Here is a 16,453-nt window from a genome sequence, read left to right as displayed (position 1 = left end):
GCGTGATGAGGCGAAAATGCTTGGTGGAATCGGTCCTTGCGGCAGGATGTTATGCTGCTCTACCTTCTTAGGGGATTTTGAGCCGGTTTCAATTAAAATGGCGAAAGACCAAAACTTATCGCTGAATCCTTCCAAAATTTCAGGTCTTTGCGGCCGTCTGATGTGCTGCTTGAAGTATGAAAACGATGAATACGAAGAAGCAAAAGCATTAATGCCGGATATCGGTGAACGGATCAAAACTCCTGAAGGTGCAGGGAAAGTGGTCGGTTTGAATCTTCTTGAACGAGTTGTGCAAGTGAACTTGTCCGAACAGGAGCAAGTGCTTGAGTATTCTTGGGAAGAGCTGGAAGGCAGACAAGATACGGTACCCCAATTGATGAAATAATGAGGTGGAACAGTTGAAAGAAGGGAACTTTCTCGACAGAGTAATGGAATTCGAACAACAACTCGAGTCCATGCATGAGCAATTCCGGGAATTGATAGGATTTGTAGCAAAGATGACGGAAGAGAACCACTCACTTCAACTAGAAAACCATCATTTGCGTGCACGACTTGAGGAACTGAATGAACCCAAGCAGTCGTCCGATCCAAAACGGAATCCGGAAAAAGTGAAAAAGGTTGATATTGGTGAAGGGGTCGATAATCTGGCCCGCATCTACAATGAAGGATATCATGTATGCAATGTTCATTACGGCAGCAGCCGTAAAGGAGAGGATTGTCTGTTCTGCCTCTCCTTCTTAAGCAAACAAAATGCGTAAGAGGAGCCGATCCTATCGTAGGTATCGGCTCTTTCTTTATGAAGAGGTGTGAAACGTGGATCAGATTTTACAAGGTGATGAAAGGCTGGATTATTTATTGGCAGAAAATTTAAGGATTATCCAGAGCCCCTCCGTCTTTTCTTTTTCCCTTGATGCCGTATTGCTGGCAAAATTCGCTTATGTGCCGATACGGTCCGGGAAAATTATAGACTTATGTACGGGAAATGGAGCCATCCCTCTCTTTTTAAGCGCCCGTACGAAAGCCCAAATCATCGGAATTGAATTACAGGAACGATTGGCTGATATGGCAAAGCGCAGTATAGCGTATAATCAACTGGAAAATCAGATTGAGATTCTGCAGAACAATGTCATTGGTATTGCAGATGTCATCGGATATGAAAAATACGACACGATCACTTGCAATCCTCCCTATTTCCCCGCGATTGACGCGAGCGAAAAAAATATCCGGGAACATGTCGCAATTGCTAGACATGAAATTCATCTGACATTAGAGCAGGCGGTGCGTTCAGCGAGTGAACTTGCAAAACAAGGAGGAAAAGTGGCCTTTGTCCATCGTCCTGGCCGTTTATTGGATATCGTGACCGCGATGCGGGCAAATCGGCTGGAGCCAAAACGAATTCGCTTCGTCTACCCGAAGGAAGGAAAAGAAGCGAACACCTTGCTTATCGAAGGAATTAAAGATGGAAAACCAGATCTAAAAGTATTGCCGCCTCTTTATGTATACGGTGCCGACGGGGAATATACCGAGGAAGTGAGGCAGATGCTATATGGAGAAGGAGAATGATCATATTTTTTACGTGCTCGAATGCAAGGATGGATCCTATTACGCAGGGTATACGAATGACTTAGCCCGCCGTATTCAGGCACATAATGATGGTAAGGGTGCAAAGTATACCCGTGCCAAACGCCCGGTGCGGTGCATTTACTCCGAAACCTTCGACAATAAAAGAGAAGCGATGCAGGCTGAATACCGGTTCAAGCAATTGTCCCGGCTGGAAAAGGAACGATATATGAAGGAAGGAGCGGCAACATGAAATCTCAAAAAAGTGCTGAAGCAGGGAGGGCCAAGCTCTACCTAGTCGGGACGCCGATCGGCAATCTCGATGATATGACGTTTCGTGCCATCCGGATTTTACAGGAAGCGGATATGATTGCGGCAGAAGATACGAGAAACACCATTAAATTATGCAATCACTTTGATATTAAGACTCCGTTAATGAGTTATCATGAGCATAACCTGATGGTGGGCGGCGAGAAAATCCTATCGCTGCTCGAAGAGGGAAAGTCGGTGGCGCTTGTCAGTGATGCAGGCATGCCTTGTATTTCCGACCCAGGAGCAGATATTGCTAAAAAAGCGATTGAAGAAGGCTACGACGTAGTGCCCGTACCGGGAGCAAATGCGGCAATTGCTGCACTGGTCGCATCTGGTCTTGAGACACAGCCATTCTATTTCTTCGGTTTCTTATCCCGTCAAAAAAAGGAACGGATTAACCAGCTGAAGGATTTACAGTTCCGACGGGAATCTCTTCTTTTATATGAAGCGCCTCATCGGTTAAAAGACACGCTGCGGGCAATGAAAGAAGTACTCGGTGAAACACGCCATATCACACTGGCAAGGGAATTGACAAAGCGATATGAGGAATTTCTTCGTGGGACATTGGAAGAAGCAATTCAATGGGCCGAGTCAACTGAACTAAGAGGAGAATTTTGTCTAGTGATCGAAGGGTTTCAAGGTGAATTGACTGAGGAAAGTACTGCATGGTGGGAAGGGCTGTCTATCCCTGAACATGTGGAGGATCTGATGGAGAAAGAAGGAATTTCGTCAAAAGAGGCTATAAAAAAGGTGGCAGCAGACAGAGGGTTGAACCGTAAGGATGTCTACCGGGAATATCATGTCGAAAATTGAATAGGTGTTAATACAAAATCCAGAACAACCAGTGTCCTGGATTTTCTATTATATTATCCACCTAATACTATTAATTCATCTTTTCTTCGATTTCTTTAATAAGCTGTTTTGCGCCTTCTTGGCTTAAAATTAATTTGCCATCGATTAGACGAAGGTTGTCATCAGACACTTCACCTGTAATGGAGCATGTCATATTTGGCATGTATTTCTTCAAAATGATCTTATCGTCGTCGACATAAATTTCTAGAGCATCTTTTTGAGCAATACCGAGAGTACGGCGTAGTTCGATCGGGATTACGACACGCCCTAGTTCATCAACTTTTCTTACGATACCTGTAGATTTCATGACAAGAATTCCTCCTAAGCAAATAAATTTTTCGTCAAATTTCGACATAATTCTCTTGTCTACATATCATCATACCAAGTCTTCCAATTAACGTCAATAAAACTCGCTTAAAAATGTAGACAAAATAATAGTTTTATGGAAGTACTGGGCAACAGGGTAAAAAGTCTAGTTTTTGCTTGCTGTTTGCATTAAAAAAGAATCACTGAATCATAACGAAATAATTAAATAATATTATTTCCGACTAAATAATTTTAAAAAAATGATAGTGTTTGACAACTAACCATATAAATAGGAATCAAGAAATAGGATAGAAGAAGCCCACCCGTAATTAATATATAGTAATCCTGGGTGGGCAAATAACGAGATGAAGTTGATAGGGACATAGACGGGGAAATCATGCCCACGTTTCGTCCAGCCTATCCGAATAAAATGAAATCGCTCTTTTGTAATTCTGGATTTCTTCATCGGATGAAGTTTCGGCAATACATTTCAGCAGGAATTCCATCGCTTTCTTGTTTTCATTGATATTGTACAAAGTCATTGAAAAGAATACACGGAGGGCTTGATGGGAAGGGAATCGTTCTATCGCTTCCTGAAAAACGTCTTTCGATCTTTCATACTCCCCGAGAGATCGTAAGGTGCTTCCAAACCCTAAAAAAGCGTTCACCAAATCAGATTCCTCCAGTCCCCCTTGGATGGCCTTTTCGTAATAGGGCACCGCTTTTGACTCTTCTCCTAAACAATCAAAACTCCAGGCGCATTGATAGTTGAAATACGCATTCTCGGGATGCAACTGAACCAATTCCAATAAAAGATCATTCGACTCTTTTAGCTTTTTTTCGTTTCTAAGTTCTATTGCTTTCTGCAATCGGCTCTCTTCGTTGTTCATTTTAACCTCCTTTCATATGTCGGAAAAGTTATAATATTCTACTTTATAATACCTTTACGGTCTGTAATAATCAAAATAATTTTTTGCAGATAGCTAGGGAAATCCTCTATTTTAATAAAACTCCAACTGTCGTCATGGCACAAATGTTGAACTTCCGATAAAATGGGTAGTATAGATTGAAATACTGGAGGAAATTGTTGTGGCAGATAATAAAAATACTTTCTATATTACCACCCCGATCTACTATCCGAGTGGCAAGTTCCATATCGGAACAGCGTATACGACGGTGGCATCCGATGCGATGGCACGATACAAAAGACTTCGTGGCTATGATGTTCGATTCCTGACAGGCTTGGATGAACATGGCCAAAAAATTCAGGAGAAGGCGGAAGAAGAGGGATTAGCTCCACAAACTTACGTGGATGGCATTGCGGACATTGCGAAAAATCTTTGGAAGCTCATGGATATCTCTTATGATGATTTGATCCGCACGACAGAGGAACGCCATAAATCTGCAGTCGAGAAGATTTTCCAAAAGTTCCTCGATAACGGTGATATTTACAAAGGTGAGTACGAAGGATGGAAATGCGTTCCTTGTGAATCTTACTTTACGGAAGCACAACTGGTCGATGGAAACTGTCCGGACTGCAATCGGCCTGTTCAACGCGTCAAAGAGGAATCGTATTTCTTTAATATGAAGAAATATGCGGATCGGCTACTTCAATACTATGAAGATAACCCGACCTTTATTGAGCCAGAGTCACGAAAAAATGAAATGATCAACAATTTCATTAAACCAGGGTTAGAAGATCTTTCGGTCTCCCGTATGTCATTCGACTGGGGCATTAAAGTGCCTGGAGACCCGAAACATGTGATTTACGTTTGGGTAGATGCCTTGACGAACTATATTACGGCTCTTGGATACGGAACAGATGACGATTCGTTGTTCCAAAAATATTGGCCGGCAGATGTACATGTTGTCGGTAAGGACATAGTCCGATTCCACACGATTTATTGGCCGATTTTCTTAATGGCTCTTGACTTGCCGTTGCCGAAGAAAGTGTTCGCCCACGGATTCATCATGATGAAAGATGGGAAAATGTCGAAGTCTAAAGGAAACGTCGTCTACCCAGAAATGCTGGTGGAACGTTTCGGCCTGGACGCGACGCGCTACTTCTTATTAAGAGAGCTGCCATTTGGACAAGATGGTACATTCTCACCTGAATCGTTTGTGGAACGTACGAATTATGATTTGGCAAATGACCTTGGGAACTTGTTAAATCGTACCGTATCTATGATTAATAAATACTTCGACGGAGCGGTTCCGACAGAAGGATTAGAAGATACAGGATTTGACGAAGGATTACGGAATTTCATGACAGAAACTGTGAAGAAATATGAAGTTTCTATGGAAAAAATGCAATTCAGTGTCGTGCTTTCAGATTTATGGGCACTTATTTCGCGGACAAATAAGTATATAGATGAAACAACGCCATGGGTACTCGCAAAGGAAGAGGCAGACAAAGGGAAACTATCTTCAGCGATGGCTCATCTGGTCGTCTCTTTACGCCATATTGCGACGTTGCTCCAACCATTCATGACAAAATCTCCTATTAAGATCATGGAACAGCTTGGATTGAATGAAAAATTATTGGCATGGGAAACACTAGGTGATTTCAGCTTGCCAACAGGCACTAAAGTTGTCGAAAAGGGTGTGCCGATCTTCCCGCGTCTAGATCCAGAAGTGGAAATTGTATACATTCGTGACCAAATGTCTGTTTCTGCACCAAAGCAGGCAGAGGTGAAAGAAGAAAAGAAAGAGGAAGCGGAAGAAATCACAATTGACGATTTCATGAAAGTAGACTTGCGTGTTGCAACTGTCACTGCATGTGAGCGGATTCCGAAGGCGGATAAATTATTGAAATTGCAAGTGGATTTAGGGTACGAGCAGCGTCAAGTTGTTTCCGGAATTGCAGAGCATTATGAACCGGAGCAATTAGTCGGACAAAAAGTCATTGTCGTTGCCAATTTGAAACCAGTCAAGTTGCGCGGCGAATTGTCGCAAGGAATGATCTTGGCAGGTCAATCGGGCGGCATATTGAAGCTGGCAACAGTCGATCCACAATTGGAAAATGGTGCAAAAGTTAAGTAAGACGATGAAAATGTAACAATGACGGCGTTTTATTAAACGCCGTCTTCATTTTTTAATTGTTCTGTAATTGATTTGTTACGAAAGAAATATTACTTTTTACTAGAATAAAGCTATTGTGAGGCGAAAAATATGTTTATTGATACCCATGTACACTTAAATGCGGATCAGTATGAAGAAGATTTGGAAGAAGTGATTCAACGGGCGCTAGATGCCAACGTTACAAAAATGGTAGTCATCGGCTTTGATCGGAAAACAATCGAAAAAGCGATGGAGCTGACAGAGGCATATCCATTTATTTACGCAGTGGTCGGCTGGCACCCGGTTGATGCGATTGATTGTACGGAGGAAGATTTGCAGTGGATTGAATCCCTTGCCAAGCACCCGAAGGTAGTGGGCATCGGAGAGATCGGGCTCGATTATCATTGGGACAAATCGCCGAGGGATGTTCAGCAGGAATTGTTCCGCAAACAGATTCATCTGGCGAAGAAAGTGGAATTGCCGATCATTATACATAATCGGGAGGCTACGGCGGATGTCGTGCAGATTTTGAAAGAAGAGGGAGCCCGGGAAGTGGGCGGTATCATGCATTGTTTCAGTGGCAGCGTGGAAACGGCCAGGGAATGCATTGACATGAACTTCATGATTTCACTTGGAGGCCCTGTTACATTCAAAAATGCGAAAACGCCTAAACAGGTGGCAGAGGAAATACCACTTGAACATTTGTTGATTGAGACAGATGCACCTTATCTGGCACCCCATCCAAATCGCGGAAAACGCAATGAACCTGCATATGTGACGTTGGTCGCTGAGGAAATTGCGCGCCTAAAGGATATGCCAGTGGAAGAAGTGGCAGAGGCGACGACCCGGAATGCTTTAAAGTTGTTTAATATTTCCGACTGATAATATAATGTGCATGTGTTTAAGCGCTAAATCTCTAGGATTACAGCGAATTGACACGAGCGTTTGTTCTGTTTTTGGGATGATAGAAAGTTCTAAGAGGTTGACAGCCCAGATTATAGCCTTTATAATTTGCCGAGTGATGAAGGAGGGGTTTTTTCATGCCAAAAGGAAACATGAAAAATCTGTTCTTTAGGTCATTGAGGAGTCAACAAATAGCTGCGACCATTCTAGCAATCGCATTATTTGTGACAGTTATTTCACTAGTCCTGAACGAAGGGGCAAAGAAATCCGTCACGCTGCAAGCGAACGGAGAGCAAATCGAAGTTAAAACACATGCACATACAGTTGGCCATCTACTTTCCGAACAGGAAATTGATGTGTCAGAGAAAGATTTAGTAGTACCCTCAGTGAATACACCGATTGAAGAAGGTTTGTCAATCAGGTGGGAACAGGCAAAAAAAATTACAATTGATGACGGTAAAAACAAAGCAGCCGTCTGGACAACCGATCGACAGGTTGACGACATTTTAGCGGAAGCGAAAGTCGACGTTTCAAAACATGACAAGATTTCTCCAGCACTCTCACAACGAGTGGGAGACGATAACAAGATCTCAATCGAACGGGCATTTACAGTTACGTTGAATGACGGGGGAAAAGAGAAGGAAGTATGGTCAACTTCGACTACGGTCGCTGACTTTTTAAAGAGAGAGAACATTCAAATGAATGAACATGATAAGCTCAATCGGAAAGCGGATGGTTTGGTTAAACCGGGTTCCATTGTAGAAATCGTACGAGTGGAAAAGGTCACCGATGTAGTGGAAGAACCAACGAACTTCGCAGTCGTTACACAAAAGGATTCCAAATTGCTTAAAGGACGCGAAAAAATAGTCCACCCAGGCAAGAAAGGAAAAGTGGAGCGGAAGTTCGAAATCGTCAAGGAAAATGGGAAAGAAGTGTCACGAAAGCTAGTTGCTGAGACGGTACTTTCCAAACCGCAGGATAAAGTGGTCTCGGTTGGTACACGAGTGCTTGTGGCGAATGCCGGCACATCAAAGGGAGTCGGGGTTTCCCGGAATAACGGCTCTTCAGGCGGCAAGGAGTTTTACGTCACGGCGACTGCCTATACAGCGCATTGTAATGGGTGCACAGGAAAAACAGCAACAGGTCTCGATTTACGGGCCAATCCGAATTTAAAGGTTATTGCGGTGGATCCAAGCGTGATTCCACTCGGTTCAAAAGTTTGGGTGGAAGGCTACGGATATGCTGTAGCAGGTGATACTGGCGGTGCCATTAAGGGCAATCGAATCGACCTGCATGTACCGACTAAATCGGATGCTTATAATTTTGGAAGACGCAAAGTAAAAATCAAGGTAATTGATTAAGTAAGGTTCAACGCATTCAGTACACAAGGGTCAACCAACCTGAGTCTTAAGAATAGATCGTTCCGCAGGGCTTCTTACTGGCCCTGCGGTTTTTCCGTTCAGTAAAGTCAATTAGATTGCTGTAAGCCGGTCTATTACTACGTACCGGATGCTTGTCTATAATGCTGTACAGAATGAATATTGAGAAGTAAGATGAAATGAAATCAAGTAGGAAAGAGGATGTTGTGTGAACATCAGAGAAATTGTCGTGGTGGAAGGAAAATCTGACACGATTGCAGTTAACCGAGCAACCGGTGCAGAGACGATTGAGACCAACGGATCCGCTGTCAGTGAAACGACACTCTTGCAAATCAAACATGCACAAGAAACAAGAGGTGTCATCGTCTTTACCGATCCAGATTATCCAGGCAGACGGATTCGTGCAATTATTGAAGATCGAGTGCCAGGTGTGAAGCATGCGTTTCTGCAAAAAAAGAAATCGATCGCAAAAAACGGAAAAAAAGTGGGCATAGAGCATGCTGCCGACGACGATATCCGGGAAGCGCTTCAGCAAGTGTATACAACCGACACGGAGTGCAATACAGAGATCCCCCTGTCATTTTTATATGAGGAGCGGTTGATTGGCCATCCAGATGCCAAACAGCGTCGTGATCGATTAGCTACCTTGTTGAATATAGGCCAGGTAAATGGCAAAGGTTTAAAGAAGAGGCTTGAAATGTTCCGAATTGAAGTGGAACAAGTAAAGCGGGCATTAGAGGCTATAGAGGAGGGGCAAGGATGAAAGATATTGCTACACCCAATCGAACGAAGGAAATATTAGAGACGTATGGGTTTTCATTTAAAAAAAGTTTAGGCCAGAACTTCCTGATCGACGTTAATATATTGAAGAATATCGTGTATCATGCCGGACTGACAAAACGGACGGGTGTTATCGAAGTCGGACCTGGCATTGGTGCCCTCACCGAACAAATTGCGAGAGAAGCAGGACAAGTTGTGTCATTTGAAATTGATGGGCGCCTTCTTCCTGTGCTTGAGGATACGCTGTCGCCTTATCCGAATGTAAAGATCATCCACCAAGATATTCTAGAGGCCGATTTGAACGCTGTAATGGAACAATATTTTACAGACGTAGACGAAGTAGTGGTCGTTGCTAACCTTCCCTATTATGTGACAACGCCAATTATTTTAAAGTTCCTTATGAGCAAGGTGCCAATTGAACGATTGGTTATCATGATGCAAAAAGAAGTGGCTGATCGGATTACGGCATCTCCTGGAACAAAAGCATATGGTTCATTGTCCATTGCCATCCAATATTACATGGATGCAGAAGTCGCTATGATTGTGCCAAAAACCGTGTTTATGCCACAGCCGAACGTGGAGTCCGCTGTAATCCGTTTATCTAGAAAGACGGAAGCGCCTGTCGAGGTGATCGACGAGGACTTCCTATTCGAGGTGTCCAGAGGTTCCTTTGTGCAAAGGAGAAAAACCATTTTAAATAACTTGCAAACATCTCTTCCAAACGGCAAGGAGAAGAAGGACACCATACTTGAAGCGTTTGAGAAAACTGGCATTGATCCGGGCAGACGTGGAGAGACGTTGACCATTGAAGAATTCGGCCGATTGGCGAACGCCCTTTATCCTGATTTCCATAGACCTCAGAAGTGACAAATTTGGTACGTAGAGATGTCGAAAGTGTCGAAAAAAGCGAAAAAACGATTGACAAAAGTAAGCATCTACTGATAAAATTCTAATTTTAATTGACAGAACTTTTTAAAAGTGTTATGCTTATACACAGTGAGGTGTAAGCGACGTGCCAAAAACATTAGCGGACATTAAGAAGTCATTGGATGCTCACTTAGGAAAACGTTTGTATGTAAGAGCAAACGGCGGCCGGAAGAAGACGATTGAACGGGCCGGAGTCCTTCGAGAGACGTATCGGGCAGTTTTTGTAGTGGAACTGGACCAGGACGAAAATTCTTTTGAGAGGGTGTCTTACAGCTACGCGGATATTTTGACCGAAGCGGTCGAAATAACAGTTCTAGCAGACGGTGACGCAACTGCGTTTGTCGTCAAATAATTCGTTTTGCCATCATGGTTTGATTTATTTTTTTTCATCTCATTTTGCCTCGTCCTCCTGTTTGGGAGGATGAGCGCGGAATGTTTTTAAAGATTACGTTTGGACATCTATTTCCTTTTATCTATAGAAGGAATAGGTGTTTTTTTATGGTTTGGACTCATACTACGCTTGTCAGTCGCAAAGGAGGAAAACCGAATGGCGAGAAAACGAGTAATGTCTGAGCGCTTGAAGGAAGAAATTGCGAAAGAACTTGGATTTTACGATGTTGTCCAGCGAGAAGGTTGGGGAGGAATTAAATCACGCGACGCAGGAAATATGGTGAAGCGAGCGATTGAAATGGCGGAACAAGGCATGGCCCAAAAGAAATAACCGCTTAACACCTTTCAACTCATAAACGACTGACACGGGAAGGGCTGCGAGGAAGAGAAATCTGTTCCAAGCAGCCCTTTTCCATCCCATATGCCGTTTTGCAAATGAAAGTACCGCAAACGGCTTGGCCTATGGTAAAATAGGGAACAATGAGTAGCGGAATGAATGGAGGGAGCTGGATGTTATATGAAAAAGCACCGGCCAAAATTAACCTGACGCTTGATGTGCTGTATAAACGTCCAGACGGGTACCACGAGGTCGAAATGATCATGACCACTGTGGATTTGGCGGATCGCGTCTGGCTCAAGCCGACAGACGATGGAAAAATTACAATTAAAGCATCAGAACGGTTCGTGCCGAGTGACCGGAAGAACTTGGCCTACCAAGCTGCAGATCTGCTTCGGAAAGAGTATGGCATACATAAAGGTGTCGAAATTACGCTCGACAAAAATATTCCTGTCGCAGCTGGCCTGGCAGGAGGAAGTTCCGATGCAGCAGCTGCACTACGAGGGCTGAACCGTCTTTGGGATTTGCAGCTCAGCGCGGACAAGCTTGCTGAACTGGGAGCACGTATTGGTTCAGATGTATCGTTTTGTGTCTACGGCGGAACTGCGTTGGCAACAGGGCGCGGAGAAAAGATTCAGCATCTGGCGGCACCGCCGAATTGTTGGGTCATTTTAGCGAAGCCATCCATTTCAGTCTCCACAGCGGACATTTATCGCAATTTGGATACCTCATCCATCCAGCATCCCGATACAAAACAGATGATGGATGCTTTGGCTTCAAACGATTATCAGCAGATGTGCCGTTCACTTGGCAACGTGCTGGAGCCAGTTACAATGAAACTGTATCCTCAGGTGGTTGTCTTGAAAGAAAAAATGGAGCAATTTGGCGCAGATGCTGTGTTAATGAGCGGTAGCGGCCCTACGGTGTTTGGCCTGGTCAAGCATGAATCCCGGGTCTCGCGTATTTATAATGGATTAAAGGGCTTTTGCACCGAAGTGCATGCGGTCCGAATGACAGGGGAACGGTTCCCTCTTGTATAAAGACGTACATTTATGTTAAGTTTCAAGTAAATATTCGGTTTTAGGGGGTGTTCGAATGAAATGGAAAAGAAGTGAGAGGTTGGTTGATATGACTCGCCACCTTTTGGAAAATCCCCATTTATTAATTCCTCTTACGTACTTTTCAGACCGGTATCAAGCGGCAAAATCATCGATCAGTGAAGACTTGACGATTGTGAAAGAAACCTTTGAAGAAAACGGAACCGGCAAATTGGTTACGGTTTCCGGGGCTGCCGGCGGTGTTAAATATATCCCGAAAGTGACGGAATCGGAGGTCCGGGAAGTGATGGCCATGTTAAAGGAAAACTTGGGCCGTTCCGATCGTCTTCTTCCAGGCGGCTACTTGTACATGACCGATTTTCTTGGGAATCCGAGAATGATGGACCGCATTGGCAAGGTGTTCGCTTCCGCTTTCGCCGAAACGGAAATTGATGTGATCATGACGGTTGCGACGAAAGGTATTTCCATCGCGCATGCCATAGCGCGTCATTTGAATGTTCCAGTCGTTGTTGTCCGCCGGGATAGCAAAGTGACCGAGGGATCTACCGTCAGCATTAATTACGTGTCAGGCTCTACACGGAGAATTCAAACAATGGTATTATCGAAAAGAAGTATGCAAAGCGGACAGCGTGTCCTTCTCACAGATGACTTCATGAAGGCGGGCGGAACGATGGCCGGCATGAAGAATTTGCTCGAGGAGTTCGGTTGCGAGCTTGCCGGAATTGCAGTATTAGTGGAAGCGGAACATACCGACGAAGTGCTCGTCCAAGACTTCTTGTCATTGGTCAAACTGAAAGCGGTGAATGAGAAAGACCGCACCATCGAACTGCAGGAAGGCAACTATTTTAAGAAGGGTGGAACGATGTCATGAACTATGTAGCGACAAAAGATGCACCACAAGCGATTGGACCTTATGCACAAGCGGTCAAAGCAAACGGATTTGTGTACACATCCGGCCAGCTTCCAATGACGCCAGACGGCCAATTGCTAGAAGGAACCATTCAGGAACAGACACACCAAGTATTTGCCAACTTGAAAGCTGTACTAGAAGAGGCCGGTACAAGCCTTGATAAAGTCATCAAAGCAACTGTCTTCATTAAAGACATGAACCAGTTTGCGGCATTGAACGAAGTATACGCAGAACACTTTGGCTCCCACACGCCTGCCCGCTCCACAGTGGAAGTGGCAAGACTGCCAAAAGATGCAGCGGTTGAGATTGAAGTCATCGCGGTAATCTAATGATCGATCAGGAAGAGACACATAGCGTGTATCTCTTCCTGATTTTTTTATGGGGATTTTTCTGGATAAAGTGCTTGATACGCCTCTCATATACAGTAGTTGCTGACGTCGATTGATGAACTGTGGGTGAAATTGAAGCGACTGCTCAATTCTTTCCGTTAACCGCTCGTATATCTTTTGAAGTGCTCGAATAAACGCGGCGACCGCTCGTATATCCGGTTGAATCGCTCGTAAGCAGCGGCTGGTAGCAACGGTTTAGTACTGCTTAAAAAATAAAGCGACCGCTCGATTCTTTCCGCTAACCGCTCGTATAATGGCAGGACCTCTCGTATATTTATTTTACCGCTCGTATATCGCTGTGACCGCTCGTATATCTTTTGAAGTGCTCGAATAAACGCGGCGAGCGCTCGAATATCCGGTTGAACCACTCGTATGCAATTTCCGGTTTTTCTTGCACCCCTTGCATGGCCGCATACCAACAGCTAGAAGCCGAAATCAAAGTATGAGAGAATTCGTGTTTGATTAAACGTAAAGCCTACTATATAATTAAGGTGTCTAAACTATGAAGGTGGTTATAACATTGAACAAAGAGCTAATTCAAACGGTGAAGGACTTGAACCGGACGGTTTATGAGATCAATTTAGCCTTAATGGAGAAATATGAATCCCAAATAGACAATGAAATTACATCGAAACAAGCAGTCTTGCTTGAGGTCTTACATAAACACAAGCGATTGACAGTCAGTGAGCTTGCCGATTTGATGAAGGTTTCATCCAGCGCTGTAAGCCAGATCATAAGCAAGCTGGATAAGAAGAATTATGTGCGGCGGGAGATTAATACAAATAATAGACGGGAGATCATCGTTTTATTAGGGGAAGCAGGCGTAAAATATTTTGAAGCAAGAGATCGTATTGACCAAATCATTATTGAAAAGTACTACGCACAACTTGATTTTAATGATATAGAGAACGTGAAAAAAACGTTTCTACAATTAAAGACAATTATTGAGAAAGATATGAAGCGGCCGGAGAATTAATTTTTGAGTGTTTCTTTAAAGGTACGTAAATACTTAATACTTAAGTTGGCTTAATAATTAAGTTTGATGAAAGAAGGTGACGGGTTGAAAGATAAAATCAAGGTGAAGGGATATGCAAACTATGCCAGCGACATATCAACTGACACTTTCACAAGTATTGGGCAATGCATCCTACAATCAATCCATACGAATGAGTTTAGAAATTCTGGCACGTGTAAAGTGAAGGGCCGTTGTACAACTACATTAATGACCAATAGAGGCAGTGCAACATTGAATAGCTTGGTGGCAGATCAAGTCGATTCCTTAGGTTCTCTTCGAGTCGAAACGCATGTTACATCAAAAATATTTCATGCAAAAGGACATGTGATGATTAGGAGGGAACTGGAAGCGCAATTCATCACACTTCTCATGACTTCCGCGAGCCATATTTCCAACATCAAAGGAGCAAAAGAAATAACAGTCCGCAGTCATGCCATCTCAACTATCAACTTTTTTGGTTTTGGAAAGAAAACATTGAGAAGCGAGAGAATCGAAGGGAAGGTCATATGGTTGGAGCATACCGTTGCCGATTTGGTAATCGGTGAATGTATATATATCGGGAAAGGCTGCGAGATTAAAGAAATTATCTATGCAAAGTCCTTAGATATACATCCTGATTCAACAGTGAATTTTTTTAATAGAACGGAGGGAAATGAAAATGAAAAATGTTTATAAAGCGCTTTTATGTATGTTTGCCTGTCCCGTACTGGGTGTCTTATCAGTTGGTTTAGCTATATGTTCCATCGTTTCACTCATTGGAGGGATTGCAAGAACATTTGGCGTTGGTTTTCGCATGGATATTTGGGATTACGGTTCCGTTCCAACACTATTAAGTATCCCGGTTGCCGCCTTGTTCAGTCTCCTTTTATTGTTCATTGCCTTCCTGGCATGGAAATTGCTTAAGCAATCCGTCAGCTTTGTGAAATCTTGAGGTAGAAGAGGCTTTTCACTTCCAAAATTCTCTTGAGAGAGGGATGGAAAACAACACTCCTTTTAATTTCTTTATACAACTCACTCCCAGCAGATAGACCACTTTTCAAAATCGTGTAAATATTTTAGAACAAAAGAAGGGTTCTCATTGCTTTTGTAGAATATAGAAAGTGAAACGCATTTGAAAAGGGAGTGGGGTAAAAAATGGAAGTTACAGATGTGAGATTACGCAAGGTAGATACGGATGGCAGAATGAGAGCAATCGCTTCCATCACATTGGATAGCGAGTTTGTCATCCACGATATCCGGGTCATTGAGGGGAATGACGGGTTGTTTGTGGCCATGCCAAGCAAACGGACGCCGGAAGGGGAATTCCGCGATGTGGCTCATCCAATTAATTCGGGGGCGCGTACAAAAATACAAGACGCAGTGCTGGAAGCGTACCATCAGGTAGCAGAGCGCGGCGTACTGGAAGAAGCAGGCGCGTAACTCTGCACCACAATTTCATACAACTGCAAAAGACCAACGCGACAGATAGAGTTGGTCTTTTATTTTGTGCATAAGAGTGAGGAATACATGGTTGGAAAGGTAGATTATACATAGAAAAAAACAAGTAAATAATACTAAAAGAAAAAGAAGCTGTTGTCAAGAGGGGATAGTTGAAAAAATGCTGAAATTCATATATAGTCAATAATGAAATTATGGATGGAGGACAGCACATGACGAATACATATGCCATCGTCCTTGCTGCAGGACAAGGTACGCGGATGAAGTCCGATCTATATAAAGTAATGCATCCTGTCTGTGGAAAACCGATGGTCGAGCACGTAGTCGACCATATTAAAGGTCTTGGCGCCGATAAGATCGTTACAATTGTCGGACACGGGGCTGAAAAAGTGAAGGACTTGCTCGGGGAGTCCTGTTCCTATGCATTCCAAGAGGAACAGCTGGGGACGGCACATGCTGTAAAACAGGCAGAAGAGTTACTGGGTGGTTTGGAAGGTACGACGATTGTGGTTTGCGGCGATACACCGCTGATCAAATCGGAAACAATGGAAGCGCTCGTCTCCCATCATCGTGAAACGGGTGCGAAGGCGACCATCTTAACAGCCATCGCAGAAGATCCAGCTGGGTACGGACGGATTATCCGGGATGAAAACGGAAATGTAATCCGCAATGTTGAGCACAAGGACGCGAACCAAGAGGAGCAACAGGTCAAGGAAATCAACACGGGTACGTATTGTTTTGACAATAAAGCCCTTTTTGCCTCTTTGGAAAAAGTGAAAAACGACAATGCCCAAGGCGAATACTATCTTCCAGATGTTATCGGCATCTTGCAATCAGA

21 protein-coding genes and 2 pseudogenes are annotated in these 16,453 nt (G+C 43.6%); 20 read left to right on the top strand and 3 right to left on the bottom strand.

Annotated elements, in window-relative coordinates; translation table 11 throughout:
• The 5 genes and pseudogenes from ricT to rsmI all read left to right on the top strand — a co-directional run.
• Nucleotides 1-385: pseudogene (ricT, locus tag NCCP2222_RS19515) on the top strand (competence/sporulation regulator complex protein RicT); the annotation flags it as partial.
• A gap of 13 nt (nt 386-398) precedes the next feature.
• Entirely contained in the window at nt 399-758 is a 360-nt protein-coding gene (gene yabA / locus NCCP2222_RS19510) for a DNA replication initiation control protein YabA (RefSeq protein WP_207959658.1), read from the top strand.
• 64 nt (nt 759-822) lie between these two features.
• Nucleotides 823-1,563: a tRNA1(Val) (adenine(37)-N6)-methyltransferase gene (locus NCCP2222_RS19505; RefSeq protein ID WP_375709228.1), complete on the top strand. Its 741-nt coding sequence runs from the start codon at nt 823-825 to the stop codon at nt 1,561-1,563.
• The gene (locus NCCP2222_RS19500) at nt 1,547-1,813 is read left to right on the top strand and encodes a GIY-YIG nuclease family protein (RefSeq protein WP_248514068.1); all 267 of its coding nucleotides are present in this window, start codon (nt 1,547-1,549) and stop codon (nt 1,811-1,813) included. Before NCCP2222_RS19505 ends, NCCP2222_RS19500 begins: the two co-directional genes overlap by 17 nt.
• Entirely contained in the window at nt 1,810-2,685 is an 876-nt protein-coding gene (gene rsmI / locus NCCP2222_RS19495; RefSeq protein ID WP_248514067.1) for a 16S rRNA (cytidine(1402)-2'-O)-methyltransferase, read from the top strand. Before NCCP2222_RS19500 ends, rsmI begins: the two co-directional genes overlap by 4 nt.
• A 70-nt stretch (nt 2,686-2,755) precedes the next feature.
• Here the strand turns inward: rsmI and NCCP2222_RS19490 are convergent, their stop codons facing one another.
• A complete protein-coding gene (locus NCCP2222_RS19490) occupies nt 2,756-3,031 on the bottom strand; it encodes a transition state genes transcriptional regulator AbrB (RefSeq protein ID WP_184212114.1) in 276 nt (91 codons plus the stop codon).
• 394 nt (nt 3,032-3,425) lie between these two features.
• A complete protein-coding gene (locus NCCP2222_RS19485) occupies nt 3,426-3,920 on the bottom strand; it encodes a tetratricopeptide repeat protein (protein WP_248514065.1) in 495 nt (164 codons plus the stop codon).
• A gap of 199 nt (nt 3,921-4,119) precedes the next feature.
• Here NCCP2222_RS19485 and metG point away from each other — a divergent pair, with 199 nt between their 5' ends.
• The 10 genes from metG to NCCP2222_RS19435 all read left to right on the top strand — a co-directional run bounded on the left by metG (nt 4,120) and on the right by NCCP2222_RS19435 (nt 13,103).
• Nucleotides 4,120-6,072 carry a methionine--tRNA ligase gene (gene metG, locus NCCP2222_RS19480; protein ID WP_248514064.1) on the top strand — a complete coding sequence of 651 codons (1,953 nt, stop codon included), beginning with the start codon at nt 4,120-4,122 and terminating at the stop codon, nt 6,070-6,072.
• 129 nt (nt 6,073-6,201) lie between these two features.
• The gene (locus NCCP2222_RS19475; protein WP_248514063.1) at nt 6,202-6,972 is read left to right on the top strand and encodes a TatD family hydrolase; all 771 of its coding nucleotides are present in this window, start codon (nt 6,202-6,204) and stop codon (nt 6,970-6,972) included.
• 158 nt (nt 6,973-7,130) lie between these two features.
• The gene (locus tag NCCP2222_RS19470; protein ID WP_248514061.1) at nt 7,131-8,354 is read left to right on the top strand and encodes a resuscitation-promoting factor; all 1,224 of its coding nucleotides are present in this window, start codon (nt 7,131-7,133) and stop codon (nt 8,352-8,354) included.
• Between the two features lie 226 nt (nt 8,355-8,580).
• The gene (rnmV, locus tag NCCP2222_RS19465; protein WP_248514060.1) at nt 8,581-9,135 is read left to right on the top strand and encodes a ribonuclease M5; all 555 of its coding nucleotides are present in this window, start codon (nt 8,581-8,583) and stop codon (nt 9,133-9,135) included.
• The gene (gene rsmA / locus NCCP2222_RS19460) at nt 9,132-10,019 is read left to right on the top strand and encodes a 16S rRNA (adenine(1518)-N(6)/adenine(1519)-N(6))-dimethyltransferase RsmA (protein ID WP_248514058.1); all 888 of its coding nucleotides are present in this window, start codon (nt 9,132-9,134) and stop codon (nt 10,017-10,019) included. Before rnmV ends, rsmA begins: the two co-directional genes overlap by 4 nt.
• A gap of 145 nt (nt 10,020-10,164) precedes the next feature.
• Nucleotides 10,165-10,431: a biofilm formation stimulator Veg gene (gene veg / locus NCCP2222_RS19455; protein WP_238079157.1), complete on the top strand. Its 267-nt coding sequence runs from the start codon at nt 10,165-10,167 to the stop codon at nt 10,429-10,431.
• Nucleotides 10,432-10,626: 195 nt separating this feature from the next.
• On the top strand, nt 10,627-10,800 hold the full coding sequence (locus tag NCCP2222_RS19450; RefSeq protein ID WP_184212132.1) for a small, acid-soluble spore protein, alpha/beta type: 174 nt from the start codon (nt 10,627-10,629) through the stop codon (nt 10,798-10,800).
• A gap of 179 nt (nt 10,801-10,979) precedes the next feature.
• Complete coding sequence (ispE, locus tag NCCP2222_RS19445) at nt 10,980-11,846, top strand: 4-(cytidine 5'-diphospho)-2-C-methyl-D-erythritol kinase (protein WP_248514056.1); 867 nt, start codon at nt 10,980-10,982, stop codon at nt 11,844-11,846.
• Between the two features lie 55 nt (nt 11,847-11,901).
• On the top strand, nt 11,902-12,735 hold the full coding sequence (gene purR / locus NCCP2222_RS19440; RefSeq protein ID WP_248514054.1) for a pur operon repressor: 834 nt from the start codon (nt 11,902-11,904) through the stop codon (nt 12,733-12,735).
• Nucleotides 12,732-13,103 (top strand): RidA family protein, encoded by a 372-nt coding sequence (locus NCCP2222_RS19435; RefSeq protein ID WP_238079154.1) that lies wholly within the window; start codon nt 12,732-12,734, stop codon nt 13,101-13,103. Before purR ends, NCCP2222_RS19435 begins: the two co-directional genes overlap by 4 nt.
• 158 nt (nt 13,104-13,261) lie before the next feature.
• Here NCCP2222_RS19435 and NCCP2222_RS19430 read toward each other — a convergent pair whose 3' ends face one another.
• Nucleotides 13,262-13,531, bottom strand: coding sequence for a hypothetical protein (locus NCCP2222_RS19430; RefSeq protein ID WP_248514053.1), 270 nt, complete (start codon nt 13,529-13,531; stop codon nt 13,262-13,264).
• Nucleotides 13,532-13,683: 152 nt separating this feature from the next.
• On the opposite strand from NCCP2222_RS19430, the gene NCCP2222_RS19425 reads away from it, so the two are divergent.
• From NCCP2222_RS19425 to NCCP2222_RS19405, 5 genes and pseudogenes are all read left to right on the top strand, one after another.
• A complete protein-coding gene (locus tag NCCP2222_RS19425) occupies nt 13,684-14,139 on the top strand; it encodes a MarR family winged helix-turn-helix transcriptional regulator (RefSeq protein WP_248514051.1) in 456 nt (151 codons plus the stop codon).
• Nucleotides 14,140-14,223: 84 nt separating this feature from the next.
• The gene (locus tag NCCP2222_RS19420; protein WP_248514050.1) at nt 14,224-14,853 is read left to right on the top strand and encodes a hypothetical protein; all 630 of its coding nucleotides are present in this window, start codon (nt 14,224-14,226) and stop codon (nt 14,851-14,853) included.
• On the top strand, nt 14,837-15,109 hold the full coding sequence (locus tag NCCP2222_RS19415; RefSeq protein WP_248514049.1) for a hypothetical protein: 273 nt from the start codon (nt 14,837-14,839) through the stop codon (nt 15,107-15,109). Before NCCP2222_RS19420 ends, NCCP2222_RS19415 begins: the two co-directional genes overlap by 17 nt.
• A gap of 203 nt (nt 15,110-15,312) precedes the next feature.
• Nucleotides 15,313-15,597 carry a septation regulator SpoVG gene (gene spoVG, locus NCCP2222_RS19410; protein ID WP_207959675.1) on the top strand — a complete coding sequence of 95 codons (285 nt, stop codon included), beginning with the start codon at nt 15,313-15,315 and terminating at the stop codon, nt 15,595-15,597.
• A gap of 230 nt (nt 15,598-15,827) precedes the next feature.
• Nucleotides 15,828-16,453 (top strand): annotated as a pseudogene (locus NCCP2222_RS19405) (sugar phosphate nucleotidyltransferase); the annotation flags it as partial.

It is taken from the genome of Sporosarcina sp. NCCP-2222 (assembly GCF_023168145.1).
Taxonomy (GTDB): Bacteria; Bacillota; Bacilli; order Bacillales_A; family Planococcaceae; genus Sporosarcina.
Note: the sequence above shows the minus strand (reverse complement) of the source record. Positions and strands in the feature narration are given on the sequence as shown.